The sequence below is a fragment of the Sulfitobacter sp. LC.270.F.C4 genome, assembly GCF_032922545.1.
Classification (GTDB): Bacteria; Pseudomonadota; Alphaproteobacteria; order Rhodobacterales; family Rhodobacteraceae; genus Sulfitobacter; species Sulfitobacter profundi.
The window spans coordinates 3,428,415-3,449,006 of record NZ_CP136692.1; the positions used below are offsets into that span (position 1 = coordinate 3,428,415).

The following is a 20,592-nucleotide window of genomic DNA, read 5'->3' on the forward strand; positions in this document are numbered from 1 at the left end:
CATGACATCATCGCTGCCGATCTAAAGTTCCACTTCGTTGATCTCAACCTGACCTTCACAGGAAAAATGTCGATTGATGCACATATTGGGGAAGGCAATGCCGCTCCTTGATTGGCATTCTCGATCGCGACCCGATTAGCATGACCGATTGCAACAAGGCGCCCGAGGACCGTCTCGTCAAGGTCATCTTTGTTGTGCTACGCACGAGCACCTGCGGCATATAGAGGCAAGCACGGATAGACTATCGCCTACGGGGTTGCTCATCTTGCGAAGCCAGATTTTGCGTTCATCGGCTTCCTGCTTCCGCTGAATTGCGACGCCAATCTGATTGCCGAGGCCCTGAGATGAGAGAAACTGGCCCCACCTGACAAATCTGGCATGGCATCGCGAGAATATCTTAGATCAAATGGCTGCCGATGGTTTCGCCTCTTAGAAATGAACACTAACCTGCCAGTATGAAAAACATAATTTCCCGAGGCATAGCGAAAGCCCTTGCCCGCAATCGGCCACAGCAACCTGAAAAATCAAAAGCCGATTCAGCGGCTGATATCGGCATTCAAATACCGCGGGACCATGCCGAAATTTTGTCACGCTGTCTGTCGATTGATTTGGAGGTCGATCCTAAAGAAGCCCGAATATTCGCCTTTGCCGCCGTGCCGGAAGGTGAAGGGGCGGGGATTGTTCATCGGAAAGGTCACCCGAGGGTCGCGCTTGAAAGACTCGACCTGTTCTGCGCGGGCTTCTCCCATGTAATAGGGCACAATATTCTGCGCCACGACTTGCCACATCTGATGGCGGTGTCGCCGCGCTTCGCAAAGCTCGCAGACGGACCGATCGATACGCTGTGGCTCAACCCTTTGGCTTTTCCGCGCAATCCTTATCACCGTCTGGTCAAACACTACCACGATGGGCGGCTTCAAAGTGGTCACGTTAACGATCCCGAGTTCGACGCGCGTCTTGTGTTCGAGGTCCTTCGCAATCAGATAGACGCTTTTTTGTCGCTGAACAAATCATCGCCAGAGACACTGCTGGCCTATCACTGGCTATGTTGCCGAGGGCCCGGTAGCGACGGATTCGATCGGTTGTTCAGCGATGTGCGTGGGGCGCCCATCCCGACCGAAGCCGCAGTGCACGCGGTTCTTCGGACGCTGCTGAAAGAGGCAGCCTGCCGTGCGCAGGTGGAGGCTGTGCTCGAGCGGCTCCATGACGCTGAGTTGGGCTGGCCAATGGCATATGCTCTTGCCTGGATTTCGGTCGCTGGTGGGGATTCTGTCATGCCGCCTTGGGTTCGAGCACAGTTCCGAGATGCCGCACAGCTCGTCAAAGACCTGAGGGATTCGAATTGCCGTGATCCGCACTGTGGCTATTGCGCAGAGCACAACAATCCCACACGTGCCCTCGAACGTTGGTTCGGCTTTCCAAGTTTCCGCCCGGAACCGGTCGACGATGGCGGGCGCCCACTTCAGGAAAAAATCGTGGCGACGGCCATGGACGGCGACAGCCTATTAGGCATCCTGCCGACAGGCACGGGCAAATCTATTTGCTATCAAATCCCAGCGCTGTCTCGGTTCGACAAGACTGGGGCGTTGACTGTTGTTATATCACCGCTCGTGGCGCTGATGGCGGACCAGGTTCAGGGCTTGGTGCGAGCCGGAATTTCGTCGGCGGTTACGATCAACGGACTCTTGTCTTTGCCCGAGCGTCAGGATGCGCTCGACAAGGTGCGGCTTGGGGATGCTGCAATCCTGCTAATTTCGCCAGAACAACTGCGCAGCACAACAATTCGGTCCGTTTTGGCACAACGCGAAGTGGGGCTATGGGTGCTGGACGAGGCGCACTGCGTGTCCAAATGGGGGCAAGATTTCCGTCCCGACTATCGATACGTTTCGCGGTTTATAAAGGAAAGTTCAGGCGACGAACCGGCTCCAGTGCTCTGCTTGACCGCAACAGCAAAGCCGGATGTCGTGCAGGACATCCGGAGTCATTTCAGAGAGCGGTTAGGGACCGAGCTGGCTTTGATCGACGGCGGCGCATCTCGGTCGAACTTGAGCTTCCAAGTGCGACCAACGCAGCGGGCAACCAAGATGACCGATATCCTCGACACGATCGAAGCCCAGCTTCCGCGCGAGGGCGTGTCGGGGGCGGTCGTCTATTGTGCAACCCGAAACGCCACCGAGCGCGTGGCAGAGTTCTTGAAACAACAGGGCATCGCCGCTGAACGGTATCATGCGGGCCTTAGCGCCGATGACAAGCGCGAGATCCAGGAGGACTTCCGTGTCGGCAATCTGCGCGTGATCGCGGCTACCAACGCCTTTGGTATGGGGGTAGACAAGCCGGACATCCGTCTGGTGGTTCACGGTGATGTGCCTGGGTCACTGGAAAACTATCTGCAAGAGGCAGGTCGCGCCGGGCGGGACCGAGATCCTGCAAGCTGCGTCCTTCTATATAATACAGAAGATGTCGATCGTCAGTTCAGCCTGAGCGCGCGGTCTCGACTCGCGCGGCATGAAATCGGCGCGATCCTGAAGGCGCTACGGCGCCTTGATACTCGGACCAGAAAAGGCGGTGAGATCGTTGCTACACCGGGCGAAATTGTTCACGAGGAGAAAGACCGGGATTTCCAGCGAGACAGCAATACCGACGATACAAGGGTAAAGACGGCCGTCGCTTGGCTGGAAGAGGCGCACCTTCTGAACCGTGAAGAAAACCGGGTGCAGGTCTTTCCAGCCTCGCTCCGGATACGGAGCATCAAAGAGGCCCGCGAAATCTTTGCCTCCGCCGAGATTACCCAGCGGCGGCGCGAGGATCTGGCAGCCATCGTGCAGCATATCATCAACGCGCCGCAAGAAGAGGGCATTACCACGGACGAGCTTTGCGGGGTCAGTGGGCTGACGGTGTCGGGCGTGCGCAAGGCCTTGGCGGATCTCGAGACCCTGGGGATCGCAAAAGATGATACAAACATCACCATCTTCGTGCATCTGCGCGTTGAGAATGCCTCGCCGAAACGGTTCGAAGCGGCGTCCCGGTTAGAAGCAGATCTGATCGCGACCCTAAGAGAGCAAGCGCCAGACGCGGATATCGACGAGGCTTGGCCCTGCCATCTGGCCTCGGTGGCACAGGCCCTCCGAGAGCAGGGACATGCCTCCGTGCGACCAGATATCGTCGAGGGGCTGCTCCGTGGAATTGCGCAGGATGGCCGCGACATGGATGGCGGCAAAGGCAATATTGGGCTACGCAAGGTATCCCGAGGTAGTCTGATGGTGCGAATGCAAAGATCATGGGCCGTAATCGATCAGACCACCCAGCTTCGCAGGCAGGCGGCAGAGCGTTTGGTTTCACACTTGATCAACAAGGTTCAGTCCGGCCTCCGTGGGAAAGATGTTCCTGTCGAGACCACGCTTGGCGACCTTCTTGAAGCGATCAACAGCGATGCGCTGTTGCGGGCATCTGTCAATGATCCGGCAAAGCTTATGGACCGGGCGCTTTTGTGGCTGCACGAACAGCAGGTTGTGACGCTGGGCAAGGGATTGTCTGTGTTCCGCTCAGCCATGACATTGCACATCAACCCGAAAGGCGGCGGCTTTACCAGCCAGCATTTCGCACCGCTTGAAGACCACTACAGCGAACAGACCGTCCAGACCCACGTGATGGCGGCTTATGCCACCAAAGGTATCGATGAAATTCATCAGGCCCAGCGGCTCGCGCATGACTATTTTGCAATGGATCAGTCCGACTTCATGAAAGCTTGGATGCCGGGGAAAATTTCGGAGTTCAAACGGCAGGCAACGCCTCAGTCCTATGCCGAGATCGTCGACGATTTGGGGAATTCGACACAAGAGCAGATCGTGCGTGACGACCGTGAACAAACTAATGTGCTTGTGCTCGCGGGGCCGGGATCGGGTAAGACACGGGTGCTGGTCCATCGTGTCGCCTATCTGGTCCGGATCAAGCGCGAAGATCCAAACGGTATACTGGTGCTCGCTTACAATCGTCACGCGGCCGCTGAGATCCGTGAACGCTTGCGTCGACTGATCGGCGAAGATGCTCGTTTCGTAACGGTTCTGACCATTCATGCCTTGGCCATGCGATTGGTTGGAGCGAGTTTCGCCGGACGGGCAGAGGCCGATGAGCCCAATTTCGAGTCGCTTCTGACCGATGCGGCACGTCTCTTGCGTGGCGACGGGATGGACAAAGTAGACGCCGAAGCCTTGCGAGAGACGTTAATCCAGGGGTTCCGCTGGATCCTCGTGGACGAATATCAGGACGTCGGCCCCGAAGAATACGCTTTGATCGCTGCGGTGGCCGGTCGCAGCATCGATGACCCCGATCAACGGATCAGCCTTTTCGCGGTCGGCGACGACGACCAGAATATCTATGCGTTTGCCGGGGCATCGGTGCGTCACATTCGGCAATTCGAACAGGATTATTCAGCCAGACCAGTCTTTCTGACCGACAATTACCGCTCGTCGAAGAACATTATCAACGCAGCCAACGCCGTGATCGAAGGTTCTCGGGAACGTATGAAAACAGGGCATGGAATTACCGTCGACCAATTGCGGCAAAAGGACCCGGTCGGGGGTATCATGGAAAGCCTCGACCCGGTGGCTCAGGGGCGGGTCCAGATCCTTGGCTGCCCGCCAGGAAATGACGCTCAGGCCCTTGCGGCGGTCAACGAGATGATCCGCCTGTCAAAATTGATCCCGGATTGGAGTTGGAGGGGTGCGGCAATCATTTCTCGTGATTGGCGCAAGCTTTCGCCGGTCCGCGACTTCGCCGAAGCCCTCGGGATTCCCGTCGAAATGGCAAACGAGAACCTGCCAACTTTATGGCGCACCCGCGAAATGCAGGGGTTTATCGGCAACCTGCGCGCGAGGCATGGGGCCATGGTCAGCGTGGGCGACTTGACCCAAACCCTGAACGCCATACCCGAAAGCCGTTGGACCAACCGGATCGGCGAGGGACTTGGCCAGCTTGCACGCGAAGTTGACGGCAAAGCGCTCCCGACCCCTGACGTGATCGAATGGTTTGCTGAATGGTCGAAGGATTCATGGGGCGAGCAGCGTGGCCTCAAACTGTTGACCGCGCACCGCGCGAAGGGCCTCGAATTTGACGATGTCGTGATCATGGACGGTGGCTGGGAACGACCGTCGAAAAACGAAGATCAGGATGCGCCAAGGCGATTGTTCTATGTGGCTATGACGCGTGCGCGGCGCAACTTGATCGTTATGAGTAACGACAATCACGAATATCTCCCCACCGTCTCGCCTTCCGTGGTCACGCGGCATGTGGTGCCTGACCTGGCGACAATCCCCGGCCCACGTCGGTTCTTTCAATCGCCGGAGATGAAGATGGTCGATCTGTCGTTCGCAGGACGCCAGAGTGATCAGCACACTGTTCATACCGCGGTCGCCGAAGCACAGGTTGGTGCGCCAGTCAGGCTCTCCAAAGTTGGGGATCGCTGGCAGATTGAGGATGTTCAAAGACGTGTCCTTGGGCGGATGTCAAAAGCATTCGCGCCACCAGTTGGCACGGAATTTGTCTTTGGCGAGATCGCGGCTATCATAAACTGGCGCAAAGAGGATGCCGATGAGCGTTTTCATCATTTGATGAAACGCGCTAATTGGGAAGTTGTTGTGCCTGAACTGGTCTTCGAAGAGGTCAGGTGTGATGAAAGGGTATCCAGAAGAGATTAGAACGATCAGCAGCGCGGTTAAACGGTTGTTCTCTCCACCTGCGATAACGGGCCGCTTAGGGCCGTTCTTGCCGGACCAGCTTATGCTGCAAATGCGAAGACCTCCGCCCTTCACGTGGTCAGTTTGGGCTGGAAGCAGACCTTCACCGCGCTTCCTGTCACGGTCGGCAGAGCGGACAAACCCGACGTAAGCTAACTGTCATCGAATGACCGGTTCTGAGCGCATAAAGCCGCAGGTTCGCGCGACATGTGCTCCAAGCCTATGGTATTCGTCCACTCGTTCATGCCGGTGGTGAAAAATGACTTAATTCGTCAGATCACGCTCATTCGATGCATCGTACTTTTGTATGTCCATCTTTATTTTACTCTTCCATTTCCCCATCACCTCCGCCATTTCAGGGCGTTGTGTATGGGCGGTTAAGGCATCTTGGCTTTTCCAGCGCTCAACGGTCAGCACGCGCCCAGTGGCTTGGTCATCCAAAGCGATGCTGTAAAAGAGGCATCCTTCAAACTTTTGAGTGTTGGCCACAAAGTCCCGCGTATCGGCGATGAAATTCGCCACTTCGTTTGGGTCCAGATAGATGTGTCCCATTAGGATTAACATATCGATTATTCCAATCTTGTTATATCGAGATAAAAGCATGCTCGGGCGCCCAATTAACTGAACACCCGAGGTTTGCCAGCCCTTGGCCCGTCGCTTTTAGTCGTCGTATGTCACGGTAATCTTGCCAAAATGCGACCCGCTTGCCTGATGCTCAAACGCTTTGCCAAGTTCATCAAACGCAAAGCAGCGGTCGATAACGGGGTGGACGTCCTTGGCCTCAAGAAGCGCAATCATATCCTCTTGCATCTCTTTGCTGCCAACAGCGAAGCCTGACATCCGTTTATGGCCGAGGATCAGAGAAATCACATCAAGCTCGGCAATCGGTGAATCCAGGATACCGATAATGGCGATGTGCCCGCCAATGGCTGTCGCGGCGATGGATTGCTTGAGCGTCTTTCCCGCCCCCATGTCCAAAACGTGGTCAACGCCACCAGAGCGTTCGCCGATGGTTTTCCCCCACTCTTCATCCGTGCGGTAGTTGAAAACCTCATCCGCACCGAGGTCTTTCAAGCGGGCCATTTTCTCCTCGGAAGATGACGTCGCATAGACATATGCACCCATGGCTTTTGCGATCTTCAATGCGAAGAGAGACATGCCACCCGTCCCTTGAACTAAGACGGATTGACCGGCTTGCAGGTTGCCTTCAACGACCAAAGCCCGCCAAGCTGTGAGGGCGGCACAGGGCAAGGTGGCAGCTTCTTCAAAGGTATAGTTGCTTGGCATGCGGGTCAGCGAATTTGCGTCCACACAGGAAAATTCGGTCGCAAACCCGTCAACGGTATCGCCGCTCATGATTTGCGTGTTTTCGCCCGTAGGTTTGCCATCAAGCCAGTTCGGGAAAAACAAGCTCAGAACCCTGTCGCCCTGTTTCCATTGGCTCACGCCATCACCTACGGTAACAACTTCGCCCGCCCCATCGGACATCGGCACACGGCCTTCCTCAACAGGGATACCACCCACGCCAACCATATAATCATGGAAATTGAGCGAGGTTGCGCGCCAACGCACCAGTACTTCTCCGGCATTTGGCTTAGGGGTGTCCTGTTCAACGATCTTCAGGTTTTCGAGGCCGCCGGGCTTGCTGACTTGGTAAGTTTTCATCTGAGTTCACTTTCTGTCGTGTGTTGAAATCCGCCGCACAGAACGGGGATTGAAGTCACTTTAATTTTTCCGTAACTATGGGTACGTAAATTGACTGTCAACAATAAAGTACCCAAGGTTACGAAAATGAATCCTGAGGAAAACACACGCTCTCGCGGTCGCCCTAAGACGCTGGACAGGGAACATGTGTTGCAAACCGCGATGATGAGCTACTGGCAGGAGGGACCCACGGAAGTCCCAATCGGAGAGATTTGCCGCAAAGCCGGTGCGTCAAAGCCGGCAGTGTATCGTGAGTTCGGGAACGATGACGGGTTGAAGAATGCCGTTCTGGATGCGTATCGGGATTTGATGCTGGTCCCGGTCCACAAAGTTCTGGAAAGTGATTTGCCGTTTGATCAAGCGCTTGATGCGTTGATCGACATCATCTGCGAGGATCGCAGCGTGCAGGGTGTTCCCGAGGGTTGTCTTTTTGTGGCGATGCGGATGCAGCAAAGCACGATTGGTGACCTCGCCAGTGCCAAGATTGATGAAGTGCATGATGAAATGATCGGCAAATACAGTGCGTGGATCGAACGCGCAAAATCAAACGGGCAGTTTAGCTGCGATATTCCCACAGAGGTTGCCGCCTATCATCTCTGTACCCAAAGCAATAGCGCGCAGTGGTTGGCAAAAACCGGGCTGTCTCACGATCTTATCAAAGGCATCCTGCATCTGGCCTTTGCGTCGTTGCGTTAAGATCTTTCTCAACATTTGAACCTGATCATCTCTACGAGTATGTGAAATTTACATGAGTTTGACTGATCGCATCAAGAACGCTTTCAACAGCGACACATCATGTGGACTTCAAAAGCTATTGAAACCCGCCGTATGGACTGGCCGCGTCGAGTGAAAAGAAGGCATGAAGCTCAGGCCTGCAATGCGGTCATTCGTGCAATTTGCGGCATCGGTAAGTAAGGGCTCATTCCGGCCTTTGGCCGCATAATGCATGAAAGTCCGGTTTGGGCCGTGAGCTGCATTCAGCAAAAGGGCGGTGAGCCGTTCACGTCAATGTAACAACTTCCAGATCAGCAGTTCTTTTCTTACCCCAGACGACCCATCGATCTGGCTAGGCAGAATTTCGGTATCTGCTTTCGCCCTCGCACCACTCTGTCTTTGGTTCGGAGCGTAGTTCATCACTGGATTGAACCGGCAGCATTTAAAACATAGCCCGAAACAATATATACCACATATTGCTGCCATTTAACACCCACATACCACATATTGATCTCGGGGAAAACTTAGCCTTCCATAGGAAAATCTTAGGTATGTCTTACACCCTCAGTGGGTCCACGCCCCACGCCGCCCGGTCGCGAAATTCTCGCCATAGCCACCGGCGCGGATGTTGGGCTTGCGCTTGTTGGGCAGTTGCACCTGCGCGTCGATGCCGTGATCGCGGGCGTATTCTTCGGCGGCTTCGCGGGTGTCGAACTGCAAGCGCACTTGGCTCTGCGTATCATCGGACGAGGTCCAGCCCATCAGCGGATCAACGCTGCGCGCTTCCGCGGGCGAAAACTCAAGCAACCAAACACGGGTCTTGGCCGTGCCGGAGGACATCGCTGTACGGGCGGGTTGGTAGATACGTGTGCGCATTTCGGGACTCTCGCTTCAGGAACCTCGGGCTTTATCTAATATTCCGTGCCAAGGGGCAAGGGAATGCAGGATCGTGCAAATAAACCCTACCATGCTGCGGTGCAGAGACTACATGATGGCTACCTCATTGGAGTGCACGATATGACCCCCTTTACCTTCTTTGCGTTACAAAGCCAGTTTGCCGCCTTGGCGGTCGAAACCCAGATCGTGATGTCCCTGCGCCTTTTGGCCATGGCCGGTGCGCTGCCCGCGCGTCCCGGTGAAAATAACCGCATGGTCGCCGAGAAAGGCCCCGCCATGGTTAAAGCCTTCAGCGCCGGGACGCAGGCAATGATGCTGGGCAAAAGCCCCGATCAGGTCATGAACGCCTCGCTCGCGCCCCTTGCCCGCAAGGTGCGACAGAATCGTAAACGATTGATGAAGTAGCGGCAAAAGCGCCCTTCGCGGCCCCCTGCCCCTTGAACCCCGCGTGAAAGAGGGCACCTATGGGAAGCTTGACGAAGGATACCCGCGATGCCCTATGCCCATTCCGACAAATCCGAGGGGATGCCGATGCTGGCAAACCCCGCGCCAGACGTGCGCAGCCGCCCCAAGCTGGAGGGCGGCCATAAGTTCAAGCTGGTGACCGAGTTCGCTCCGGCGGGCGACCAGCCCACCGCGATCAAGGAATTGACCGAAGGGGTGAACTCGGGCGAGCGCGATCAGGTGCTTCTGGGCGCGACCGGCACGGGCAAGACTTTCACCATGGCCAAGGTGATCGAGGAAACGCAGCGCCCAGCGATCATCCTTGCGCCCAACAAGACGCTGGCGGCGCAGCTTTACGGCGAATTCAAGGGCTTCTTCCCCGACAACGCGGTGGAATATTTCGTCTCATACTACGACTACTACCAGCCCGAAGCCTATGTCGCGCGGTCCGATACCTTCATTGAGAAGGAAAGCCAGATCAACGAACAGATCGACCGGATGCGCCACTCCGCCACCCGCGCGCTGTTGGAGCGTGACGACGTGATCATCGTGGCCTCGGTTTCCTGCATCTACGGCATCGGTAGCGTCGAGACCTACGGCGCGATGACGCAAGACTTGAAAGCGGGCGGCATGTACGACCAGCGCAAGGTGATCGCCGATCTGGTGGCGCAGCAGTACAAGCGCAACGATGCAGCATTCCAGCGCGGCTCTTTCCGCGTGCGCGGCGACAGCCTTGAAATCTTCCCCGCTCACCTTGATGACCGCGCATGGCGGCTCAGCTTCTTCGGCGAGGAATTGGAAAGCATCACCGAATTCGACCCGCTGACGGGCGAGAAGACGGACACGTTCGACCAGATCCGCGTCTACGCCAACAGCCACTACGTCACGCCGAAACCGACGATGTCCCAAGCTATCATCGGCATCAAGAAAGAGTTGCGCACCCGGCTCGACCAACTGGTCGCCGATGGCAAACTGCTGGAAGCGCAGCGGCTGGAACAGCGCACCAATTTCGACATTGAGATGCTAGAGGCCACCGGCGTCTGCAACGGGATCGAGAACTATTCGCGCTATCTGACGGGCCGCGCACCGGGTGAGCCGCCCCCCACCCTCTTCGAATTCATCCCCGACAGCGCCATCGTCTTTGCCGATGAAAGCCACGTCTCGGTCCCGCAGATCGGCGGCATGTACAAAGGCGACTATCGGCGCAAATTCACGCTGGCCGAACACGGCTTCCGTCTGCCGTCCTGTATGGACAACCGCCCGTTGAAGTTCGAGGAATGGGACGCCATGCGCCCCCAGTCGGTCTTTGTGTCGGCCACGCCCGCGGCATGGGAGATTGAGCAGACTGGCGGTGTTTTCACCGAACAGGTGATCCGCCCCACCGGCCTGCTGGACCCCCAAGTCGAGATCCGGCCCGTCGAGATGCAGGTCGATGACCTACTGGATGAGGTCCGCAAAGTCGCCGCCGATGGCTACCGCACACTCTGCACCGTGCTGACCAAACGCATGGCCGAAGACCTCACCGAATACATGCACGAACAGGGCATCCGCGTGCGCTACATGCACTCCGACATCGACACGATCGAGCGGATCGAAATCCTGCGCGATCTGCGGCTCGGGGCTTTTGATGTGCTGATCGGGATCAACCTGCTGCGTGAGGGGCTCGACATTCCCGAATGTGGGCTGGTGGCCATTCTAGATGCCGACAAAGAAGGCTTCCTGCGCTCGGAAACCTCATTGATTCAGACCATTGGCCGCGCCGCGCGAAACGCCGAAGGCCGGGTCATCATGTATGCCGACCGCATCACCGGTTCGATGGAACGCGCCATGGGCGAGACTGAGCGCCGCCGCGTCAAGCAGATCGCCTATAACGAAGAACACGGCATCACCCCCGCGACGGTCAAGAAGAACGTCGAAGACATCCTTGCCGGGCTCTACAAAGGCGATGTGGACATGAACCGCGTCACCGCCAAAGTCGACAACCCGTTGGCAGGCGGCAATTTGCAAACCGTGCTCGACGGGCTGCGCACCGACATGCGCAAAGCGGCCGAGAACCTTGAGTTCGAAGAGGCCGCAAGGCTGCGCGATGAGGTCAAACGGCTTGAGGCGGTCGATTTGGCCGTGGCCGATGACCCGATGGCTCGGCAGCAGGCGGTGGACCGCGCCGTCGATGCTGCCCAGCAGGCCTCGGGGCGCAGCACCTCTGGCCGCGGCGGGATGCGCGGCGGCAACGTCAAGCGCCGCAAACGGTAACGCGTAAGGGCCGCCCCATGGGGTGGCCCTTACGCACGATCAGAATGTCAGAGCGGCGAGGCTACCGTCGAAGTGCCGCCACTAAGGCCAGCACCAGCGCCGCGCCAATCGCCGCCACGACCAGCAGCAAAAGCAAGCCCCCCGCCGCCACCACCGTGACGCCAAGCGCGGCAAGGATAAAGGGCAGCGCCACGGCGCCCACAACCCCCAGAATGAGGTACAGAATTCGGTGCCGGCCTGCCACGGCGCCAGCAATCGCCCCAGCAGCAAGCCCGACGACCACAAGCGCGATCAGCGCCACCGCGCCAAGCGTATCAAGAAAGGCTTCCATCAAACGGATCTCCTACATCAGATGAATGGTACGAATGGCACGCCGCACCCCGCGAGGGTAAGCAGCAGGCTAAAAGCGATCAATCGGCGCATCGAGAATTCCCTTTTCAGTCACGGCCAAACCGGCCGTCCCGGCATGAGACCCGATCCGCGCCGCGAAAACAATGGGCTGCGCTGAATATCGCCCCCACAAAAAAGGGAGGCGATACCGCCTCCCCCTTGTCAGTCGGGAATACCGATCAAAGCCAGTAGTAGGGCACGCCGTAGTGGTCAAACGTGCGCTCTTGCCATGCGCGGTCGCTGTGCCACTGTTCGGTTCGTTCCGGCGCACCTTTGACCGTGGCCTCGTCGATGTTTGTCCTGAAACCATCGCGGGCCGGATCATAGTCCAGCGCGTTCCAAGGCACGGGGTAATGCTCTTCTCCGATGCCGAGAAAGCCGCCGAAACCCATCACGGCATAGGCAACCTTGCCGGATTTCTTGTCGATCATCAGGTGGTCGATATGGCCGATTTCGGTCCCATCCGCGCTGAAAACGGCGGTGCCGTTCACATTGTCCGAAGAAACCAGCGATGCGGGTGCTGTCGTGTCAGTCATGGCTTGTTCCTCTCATGATTGCTGTAATGACAAAACCCAAGGCAGACGGCGCCGGTTCCCGTCATGCGGGCGGGCTGGCAAAGATCGGCTCACTTCTGCGCGGCGCGGCTTGGGAACTATTTGGCCCTCGCTTAAGTTGATGATTCAATAGAAACACACGCATTCGAGAGGGATCATACAATGGAATATGGACTTTTAGGGCTCATCGTCCTCATCGCCGACATCTACGCCATCTATCAGGTCATCACCTCAAACGCCTCGGGCGCTGCCAAAATCGCTTGGGTGTTGGGCATCATCATCCTGCCTGTACTCGGCTTCATCGTCTGGCTGATCGCAGGCCCACGTGGCAACAAAGCCCACGTGTAACAGCCCTGACATAGACGACCCCGAAACCCGGTGCCCATGGCGCCGGGTTTTTACGTTCGACCGTCCGAGGCAACGATTTGTTAACCGCTATTAACCAAGATCGCCGCAGGAGCCTGCCATGCGATCTGCCTTTTGCCTTACCCTGCTGGCCTGCCAGCTAAGCCCCGCCGCCGCCCCAGCCGGACCATGGCTGCGCGAAGAGGGCACGACTTTTATCTCAAGCTCCTTCTCGGCGACCTACTTCTACGACCTTAGCCAAAGCACCTATATCGAATACGGGCTGCGCGAGACCCTGACCCTCGGCTTCGACCTGAACACCGCCCAAAGCCGCTTTGGCCAACAAAGCGGCCATGCCACCGTGTTCCTGCGGTTTCCCTTGGGAGAGCCGACCGAAATGGGGCGTTGGGCCTATGACATCGGCGCCGGAGCAAGCTGGTCGGGGGATCAGATCTCTCCCCACCTCAGGGCGGGGCTGTCTTGGGGCCGCGGCTTCACCTTGGGCGCGCGAAACGGCTGGCTGACCGTCGATACTTCGGCAAGGTGGGAGTTTGGGTTTTCGCAAGAGGTCATCAAGATCGACAGCACCGCCGGGCTGGACTTCACTCCGGTGACCACCGGAATGGCGCAGGTCTTTCTGACCTACACCGGTGGCGAAACCTACGCCAAATTCGCGCCGTCCATCGTCCTGTCGCCCAGCTTCAGCAAGTACCGCCTGCAATTGGGCAGCGAAATTCCAATCGACGCGCCCGAAAATACCGCCCTCACCCTCAGCCTCTGGCGGGAGTTCTGACAAAAAAGGCCCCGCCGATCTCCGGCAGGGCCCTTCAGTGGTTCAGCAAGCCGCCGGGATCAGCGGTTGTCCATCCGCACCATCACAGAGACCTTCCCCTTCACCGGCGTCGGCCAGACCACATGAAGCTGATCTCGGTCCGGCCCTTCGGCATGTGTCACGTAAGGCATATCAAACTGCGCCACGTTGTTGCTGTTGCGGATCGCACCGTGAGCCACCACCGCATCGCTGTTCAGCGCCTGCCCCTCGAAAGGCAAATGGCCCGCCGTATCGATCACCCAAGTCTCTGACGGCGTGGACTGCGTGAACTCAATCTCGGCCATATTCTCCACCTGCGTGGTCACCGCATGGAAAGAATTGCCCTTCATCACCACGTTCTTGCAGCGCGACAGATCAAGGTCGGCAAAGGTCGTATCCACCCGCTCCGCCCGGTCGATGCTGCCGTTCAGGCTGCGGAAACGGTTGCCGGTGATCGCCACCCCGCTCAGGAAATGCCCCGCGCCATGCGGTTTTACCACGATATAGCTGAACCAAGGCGCCACCTCCCCCGACAGAAAGATATTGTCGCTGATGCTGAGCGCACTGAACGAATAGCCCGAAGTGAAGGCGGGGGTCGGGTCCTGCTCATTCGTCCATTCGATAAAGCAGTTGTCGACGTAATTGCCCGTCACCACCGCGCTGGTATGCGCCGAGGCAAGGATGAGCCCCGCCGAGCGCACACCGTTGTCGACCTCATCCCCTTGAAAGAAGTGATTGCCCGTCACGATGCTGTTGCCCCCCGCCAGCAGCGCGAAATGGCGGAACTTGGTGGCGCGGCAGTCGCGCAGCTTCACGTCGTTGGCGTTGGTGTTGAGCGCGATAGAGGTCCGGTTCGGCACCGTCAGCGCATCCTCCGCCGACAGGAACTGGCAGCGGTCGATCAACATGCCCTGACAGCCCCCGCCGATCGACGTGACACCGCGGTCCTTGGGGCGGCTGACAAAACAATCGCGCAGGTGAAAGATCAGCCCCGCAGGCGCAAGGTTGATCGCGCTACAGCGGTTGTTGCACTGGAATTCGATGTCGGCCATCACGAACTTCGACAGCGAGGCAAAACCGCTGAAATCCACCATGTGTTGGAACTTGCGGAAGGTGAAATTCTGCGTCCCCTCCGCATCGTAGAGCGGCGCATTAAGGGTGATCTCCTGCGTGGCGACGTTTTTGGAGCGCACATAGATCTCGCGCCCCACCCCAGTGCCTTCAACCAGCGCGCCGACGAGGATATTGGCGATATTGGTCACATTGGTCAGCTTGCGGCTATCCGAGGCGGCATAGCGCGCCTGAGAGGTCACCACCACCGTGTCCCAATTGCTGCTCGACGCCGCCTCAAGCTGGCCATTTCGGATCACCCGACGCGTGGCATAGCTGGTCTTGTCCGGCACCGCCGCCTGCATATCCAGCGGTCCGGTCACATTCACCTTGCGCCCGCCCATGTCGAGAGAGTCGTGATCCGCGTTGTTCAGAAGTGCCTGAAACGCTTTGAGAAAAGCGGTTTCTTCGTTTTCGAAGGCTTCGATATAGCTGGGCAGGTCAAAGTTGCGGCGCAGCAGCAGAACGGCCCCCACCGGCATGGTGACATGGCCCTCAAACTTGACCGCCGTGTCAAAGGTGACATCCCCGTTCAGCAGATAATTCCCCGCAGGCACCAAGACCGTGCGCCCGTCGGCGGCGGCATTGGCGGCCTCAAAGGCGGCTGTGTCATCGCTCACCCCATTGCCCACCGCACCAAAGTCGCGCACATCAACCTGCGCCAGCATGTCCCGCAGGAAAACAGAAGTGACATCTTCGATCTCGATATCGTCGATCCGAACCACGCCACCGGTCGGCCCGGTCAGGTCCAGCCCAAAATGGCCGTAGACGGCCCCGGTGCCCCAAACCATGTCGACGCCGCCCCGGTCGCCGCTGCCGATGATCGCGCTCACCTCGACCACCTCGCCATAGGTCGTCAGCGTCTCCGCCGGGCCAGCTTCCGTCACGCCGCTCACCCGGCCCCCGCCCGATTGCGCCGGGTATCCCGCGATCCGCACCGTTGGCAGATTGCCGCTGACCGCCTTCACCCGCGCCGTCACCCGCAGATAACACCCCGGCAGCAGCGTGGTTTGCCCCATGTATCGCAATTGTTGGGTACTTTGGGTCTTCAGCAGCTCCAGCGCCCCGCCGAAATCCTGATCTGCCGGGACAAAGGCCGCATTGGCCGCGTTCTCATAGGTGTCTGACCCCGGCGTGCCATCGCCGCTTGACCAGACATCCAGACCCGCCGCAAAGGGTGCCGGCATCAGCACCACTCCGTCGGTAATCGCCTTGTTCATCGCTTTTCCTTTCCCCGGTCCGCACCTCCCACCGGGGCGCGCCGCTCAACTACTCTGGCTCGGACAGGCCGAACCGCGAGGTCAGGGAAGTATCAACGATGTGTTAATCGCCGCTTGGCCCGCCGTGCGGGCACCGCGCAACAGCGCTCAGACGTTGGCCCCCGGCGCGTCGAGGATCTGCACCCCTCCGATGCGCCAGCCTGCGTCCGTCTGCTCCATCAGATAGCCCAGCAAATGGGTAAACCCCTTGGGGTCGACAACCTGCACCACCTGATAAAAGCGCGACCCATCCGCGCGACGGTCCAGAAACCGCACCTCGGCAGGGTTCTGCACCATGGGATACCCGTTGCTTACCATGCTGCGAAAGTTCTCGGGGGTCTGGAAAAAGCGCTGCAAATTCGGCGTGGCGAATTCGAGGGCAGCGGCAAAGTCATCCGCGCGAAAGGCGTCGAATTGGCTGTTGATCGTCTCTTCGATCTCGGCCTGCTGCGCCATAGCGCCAAAGCTCAGGAGGGCCGACAGCACCAGCCCTCCGAAAAATGTGAACATCCCTTTACGCATCGCCTTTCCCCCTTTGCCCATATTGAATGATCTAAGTCACGCAAGGGCAGAGGCAAAAGTTTCACGTGTTGGTCAGCTTGCCTTCCAGTGCGGCGTCGATCAGTGCCACGGTCTCATCCACGCCGTAAAGCGCGATAAACCCACCAAATCGCGGCCCTTGGCTGGCCCCCAGCAGCACTTCGTAAAGCGCCGTGAACCAGTCGCGCAGCGGGTCGAAACGCTCTTTGCCGACGGCAAAAACCATGCTCTGCAACGCCTCGGCATCCAGACCACCGTCCCAAACCTTCAGCCGCTCGCGCAGGTCTTCCAGCGCTTCGCGCTCCAGATCGCTCGGCGCGCGGAACACTTTGGTCGGTTTGACGAAGTCATTGAAATAGCGCACCGCATGGCCCGCCGCCTGATCCATTCCGGGGTTGTTTTCCGGCGTGGCCTCAGGCGCATAGCGCTGGATAAAGCCCCAAAGCTGCGACTTGTCCTCGGCGCTCGACACGCTCGCAAGGTTCAGCAGCATCGAGAAGGGCACCACCATATCCGACTGGGGCACATCGCCGCCGTGGATATGCCAAACCGGGTTGTTGAGCCGCGCCTTGGTGTCCTGTGTTTCATAGGCCCGCAGCTGCTGGTGGTATTCGTCCACCGCCTTGGGGATCACGTCGAAATACATGCGTTTGGCCGTTTTGGGCTTTTGGAACATGAAATACGACAGGCTCTCAGTGCTGGCATAGGTCAGCCACTGGTCGATCGAAATGCCGTTGCCCGAGGACTTGGAAATCTTCTGACCGTTCTCATCAAGGAACAGCTCATAGCTGAAATGCTCGGGCTTTTTGCCGCCGAGGATCTCACAGATACGGTCATAGATCGCGGTATTGGTCGCGTGTTCTTTGCCGTACATCTCAAAGTCGACATCCAGAGCGGCCCAACGCGCGCCGAAATCGGGCTTCCATTGCAGCTTCACGTTGCCGCCTGTCACCGGCAGGGTCATCTCGGTGCCGTCCTCGTCGTCGAAGGTGATCGTGCCGTCCTTGGCGTTGACCTCTTTCATCGGCACATAAAGCACGCGGCCCGTCTCGGGGTGGATCGGCAGAAAGATCGAATAGGTCTGACGACGCTCCTCGCGCAGCGACTTCAGCATCACCGCCATGATCTCATCGTATTTCTCGCAGGCGCGCAGCAGCACCTCATCGAATTGACCAGAACGATAGAACTCGCGCGCGGAATAAAAGTCATACTCGAACCCAAAGGTATCGAGGAACCGGCGCAGCATGGCGTTGTTGTGGTGGCCAAAGCTCTCATGCGTGCCGAAGGGGTCCGGCACCACGGTCAATGGCTTGTGCATATGCTCTTTCAGCATGTCCTGCTGCGGCACGTTGCCCGGCACCTTGCGCATGCCGTCCAGATCGTCCGAGAAGCACACCAGCTTGGTGGGAATATCGCTGATCTCTTCAAAGGCGCGCTTGATCATCGTGGTGCGCAGGACCTCGCCAAAGGTCCCGATATGCGGCAAGCCGGAAGGGCCATAGCCCGTCTCGAACAGCACATAGCCCTTCTCTGGCGGTTTCTTGGCGTAACGTTTGAGCACCCGGCGCGCTTCTTCAAAGGGCCATGCTTTGCTGCTGAGTGCCGCGTCTCGGGTCTCGGACATGTTAGATCATCCATCTTTTGGCGCCCCTGCGCCCAATGCGCACGGGGTCGCCCGTTCCTATTGCTTCGCACCCTGAGGGTCAATATTCTGCGCTGCAACATACCTGTTCAAAGGATTTCCCGATGCCCGACACATCTTCCCTCTCGCTCAGCGCCCAAGATAGCCTTGTCGCGCTGATGATCGCGGTCTCGGCCTCGGACGAAGACATTCGCACCGCCGAACTGGTCAAAATCGAATCCGCGCTGAACCTGCTGCCAGTGTTCTCGGGCTACGACAACGACCGCGTCGCGACGATCAGCAAGACGGTCTTTGACCTGTTTGAACAAGAAGACGGGCTGGATGCCCTCTTTGGCCTGATCCGCGAAGCGCTGCCCGAACGCCTGCATGAAACGGCCTATGCGCTGGCCTGCGACGTGGCCGCCGCCGATGGCACACTCGACGAAGCCGAACTGCGCCTGCTCGAAGAGATCCGCTATGAGCTCAACATCGACCGGCTCCACGCCGCCGCGATTGAGCGCGGCGCGCGGGCGCGGCATCTGACCTGAGCGCGGGTTAGGACTCTTCCAGCACGGCTTCCGGCTCGGCCCCACCCTCGGCGTCAGCTTCGGGGGTAGTTTGCGGTTCGGGCGCGGCTGTGGCTTCTGGCTCGGGTTTCACGGCCACGTTATACAATAGCCCCCACCGCTCCAGCAGTCCGCGCTGCACACGTTTGGCCCGCCCGTTCCAAGTACGCGCCCCCGGCGGACGCTCCCGCTCCGCACGTGTGATCTTGGCCCGTTCATCGGTATTCGCGGTCAGGATCGCAAAGGCCAGCACCCGATCTTCGGGCGTGGTCAAAAACCCGGCCAGCGCCGAGACAAAGTTCAGCGTCCCGGTTTTCGCGTCGATCTTGATCGGATTGTTCCGCTCTGGACGGCCCCGATCATCGCGCAGATAGACCGGCTTCAGAATAGGCCGCAGCCCGGTGCCGTGAATGCGCGCCAGCCCCCCGGCCATGTCATGCACGGTCATCTTGCTGTCATCGCCAAGGCCCGAGTGGTCGATCATCGCCGGGTTTTCCATGCCCAGTTCCTCGACCGCCCATTTGTTCATCTCGGCGGCAGAGGCACGCAGGCTGGGCACCGTTCCCAGCCGTTTGGCGCTGGCGGCCAAGCCGACCATCTCTGCCGTGAGGTTAGTGGAATATTCCAGCATGTCCTTCAGGATCGGCCGCAACTCGGCGCTGCGATGGGTCACGAGGGTCTCCCCTTCGGGCAGCGCTTCGGCCAGTTCCGCATCGCCCAGCTTGATGCCGTGGCTGCGGGCAATCGTCGCGAAAATATCACCCGCATAGACGCCGGGCCGCCGGATCGGCAGCCAACGCGCGCCGCCCGAGCCCAAGGCGCTCTTTGCCACGGTCCAGACATCGCGGTCGGGTTTGTTCTCATAGGTGTAAACCGGCCCGCTTCGATCGACGACTTCCATCGTGGCGGCGCGCACAGCAGGCGCATAACGCCCCGCGCGGCCCTCCATCGTCACGTCATAACCACCGCCACTGCGTTTCCATTCGAAATGCACCCGGTTGTAATTCAGCGCGATGCCCGAAACGCCGGGGTTATAGCCCACATGGTCGGGCTGTTCGGGGTCAATCGCAAAGGTCGCGGGAAATGCGCCCTCATAGACCTTGAACGTGCCCTTTACGCCAATGATGCCCGCCTCTTTCAACTCTTCGGCCATCTGGCCCAGATCGTCGCTGTCGAGTGTCGGGTCACCCCCGCCAACGAGGATCAGATCGCCCTGCACCTCGCCATTGACCACCCCCCCGGTCGCCAGCAACCGCGTCTCGAAAACGTGATCGGGCCCCAGTTGATCCAGCGCATAAAGCGCGGTGATCGCCTTGATGCTGCTGGCCGGCGGAATGCCATCGGTGGCGTTGGACGCCTCCAGCCAGACGCCGCTTTCGACATCGACCACGGCAAAGGCTACCGTGCCGCTGATCCCGCTGTCTGCGATGATCTCGGAAACGTTAGGAATGGCCTGTTTATACAGGTCGTCATCACGCCCCATGGGGCGCAACGAAGTGGTCGGGAACTCGGCCCAAGCAGAGGCCGCCACCATCGCAGCGGCAGCCGTTCCAAGGAAAATGCGTCGTGTAAAACTCTGGCTCATGGGCTTGATATAAACCCCATGCGGCGTTCGGCCACAACCTGTCTGACAACAGGGGGCCTTTCGCGGT

16 protein-coding genes are annotated in these 20,592 nt (G+C 58.7%); 7 read left to right on the top strand and 9 right to left on the bottom strand.

Annotated elements, in window-relative coordinates:
- Window positions 1–560: 560 nt before the first annotated feature.
- Complete coding sequence (locus R1T45_RS20510; RefSeq protein ID WP_317391141.1) at window positions 561–5,693, top strand: RecQ family ATP-dependent DNA helicase; 5,133 nt, start codon at window positions 561–563, stop codon at window positions 5,691–5,693.
- Window positions 5,694–5,996: 303 nt separating this feature from the next.
- Here R1T45_RS20510 and R1T45_RS20515 read toward each other — a convergent pair whose 3' ends face one another.
- Complete coding sequence (locus R1T45_RS20515; protein ID WP_317390127.1) at window positions 5,997–6,284, bottom strand: putative quinol monooxygenase; 288 nt, start codon at window positions 6,282–6,284, stop codon at window positions 5,997–5,999.
- 108 nt (window positions 6,285–6,392) lie between these two features.
- Window positions 6,393–7,397: an NAD(P)-dependent alcohol dehydrogenase gene (locus R1T45_RS20520; protein WP_317390128.1), complete on the bottom strand. Its 1,005-nt coding sequence runs from the start codon at window positions 7,395–7,397 to the stop codon at window positions 6,393–6,395.
- 126 nt (window positions 7,398–7,523) lie between these two features.
- Between R1T45_RS20520 and R1T45_RS20525 the strand changes: the two genes are divergently transcribed.
- On the top strand, window positions 7,524–8,132 hold the full coding sequence (locus tag R1T45_RS20525) for a TetR/AcrR family transcriptional regulator (protein ID WP_317390129.1): 609 nt from the start codon (window positions 7,524–7,526) through the stop codon (window positions 8,130–8,132).
- A 582-nt stretch (window positions 8,133–8,714) separates the two neighbouring features.
- On the opposite strand, the gene R1T45_RS20530 is transcribed toward R1T45_RS20525, so the two are convergent.
- On the bottom strand, window positions 8,715–9,026 hold the full coding sequence (locus R1T45_RS20530; protein WP_317390130.1) for an ETC complex I subunit: 312 nt from the start codon (window positions 9,024–9,026) through the stop codon (window positions 8,715–8,717).
- 63 nt (window positions 9,027–9,089) lie between these two features.
- Between R1T45_RS20530 and R1T45_RS20535 the strand changes: the two genes are divergently transcribed.
- Together R1T45_RS20535 and uvrB are read left to right on the top strand one after the other, a co-directional pair.
- Window positions 9,090–9,452, top strand: coding sequence for an antifreeze protein (locus tag R1T45_RS20535; RefSeq protein WP_240791591.1), 363 nt, complete (start codon window positions 9,090–9,092; stop codon window positions 9,450–9,452).
- Between the two features lie 87 nt (window positions 9,453–9,539).
- Window positions 9,540–11,744, top strand: a complete 2,205-nt coding sequence (gene uvrB / locus R1T45_RS20540; protein WP_120350182.1) for an excinuclease ABC subunit UvrB — start codon at window positions 9,540–9,542, stop codon at window positions 11,742–11,744.
- A gap of 61 nt (window positions 11,745–11,805) precedes the next feature.
- On the opposite strand, the gene R1T45_RS20545 is transcribed toward uvrB, so the two are convergent.
- Window positions 11,806–12,075: a GlsB/YeaQ/YmgE family stress response membrane protein gene (locus R1T45_RS20545; RefSeq protein WP_120350181.1), complete on the bottom strand. Its 270-nt coding sequence runs from the start codon at window positions 12,073–12,075 to the stop codon at window positions 11,806–11,808.
- 238 nt (window positions 12,076–12,313) lie between these two features.
- Complete coding sequence (locus tag R1T45_RS20550; protein WP_120350180.1) at window positions 12,314–12,670, bottom strand: PRC-barrel domain-containing protein; 357 nt, start codon at window positions 12,668–12,670, stop codon at window positions 12,314–12,316.
- A gap of 180 nt (window positions 12,671–12,850) precedes the next feature.
- On the opposite strand from R1T45_RS20550, the gene R1T45_RS20555 reads away from it, so the two are divergent.
- Together R1T45_RS20555 and R1T45_RS20560 are read left to right on the top strand one after the other, a co-directional pair.
- On the top strand, window positions 12,851–13,036 hold the full coding sequence (locus tag R1T45_RS20555) for a PLDc N-terminal domain-containing protein (protein WP_067622028.1): 186 nt from the start codon (window positions 12,851–12,853) through the stop codon (window positions 13,034–13,036).
- A gap of 118 nt (window positions 13,037–13,154) precedes the next feature.
- Window positions 13,155–13,826, top strand: coding sequence for a hypothetical protein (locus R1T45_RS20560; protein ID WP_120350179.1), 672 nt, complete (start codon window positions 13,155–13,157; stop codon window positions 13,824–13,826).
- 59 nt (window positions 13,827–13,885) lie between these two features.
- Here the strand turns inward: R1T45_RS20560 and R1T45_RS20565 are convergent, their stop codons facing one another.
- The 3 genes from R1T45_RS20565 to R1T45_RS20575 form a co-directional block, all read right to left on the bottom strand.
- Window positions 13,886–16,174 (bottom strand): glycosyl hydrolase family 28-related protein, encoded by a 2,289-nt coding sequence (locus R1T45_RS20565; protein WP_317390131.1) that lies wholly within the window; start codon window positions 16,172–16,174, stop codon window positions 13,886–13,888.
- 147 nt (window positions 16,175–16,321) lie between these two features.
- A complete protein-coding gene (locus tag R1T45_RS20570) occupies window positions 16,322–16,723 on the bottom strand; it encodes a DUF4864 domain-containing protein (RefSeq protein WP_067941556.1) in 402 nt (133 codons plus the stop codon).
- Window positions 16,724–16,796: 73 nt separating this feature from the next.
- On the bottom strand, window positions 16,797–18,377 hold the full coding sequence (locus R1T45_RS20575) for a lysine--tRNA ligase (RefSeq protein ID WP_120350176.1): 1,581 nt from the start codon (window positions 18,375–18,377) through the stop codon (window positions 16,797–16,799).
- Between the two features lie 122 nt (window positions 18,378–18,499).
- Here R1T45_RS20575 and R1T45_RS20580 point away from each other — a divergent pair, with 122 nt between their 5' ends.
- A complete protein-coding gene (locus tag R1T45_RS20580; RefSeq protein ID WP_067622015.1) occupies window positions 18,500–18,922 on the top strand; it encodes a tellurite resistance TerB family protein in 423 nt (140 codons plus the stop codon).
- Window positions 18,923–18,929: 7 nt separating this feature from the next.
- Here the strand turns inward: R1T45_RS20580 and dacB are convergent, their stop codons facing one another.
- Complete coding sequence (dacB, locus tag R1T45_RS20585; RefSeq protein ID WP_317390132.1) at window positions 18,930–20,525, bottom strand: D-alanyl-D-alanine carboxypeptidase/D-alanyl-D-alanine-endopeptidase; 1,596 nt, start codon at window positions 20,523–20,525, stop codon at window positions 18,930–18,932.
- Window positions 20,526–20,592: the final 67 nt, after the last annotated feature.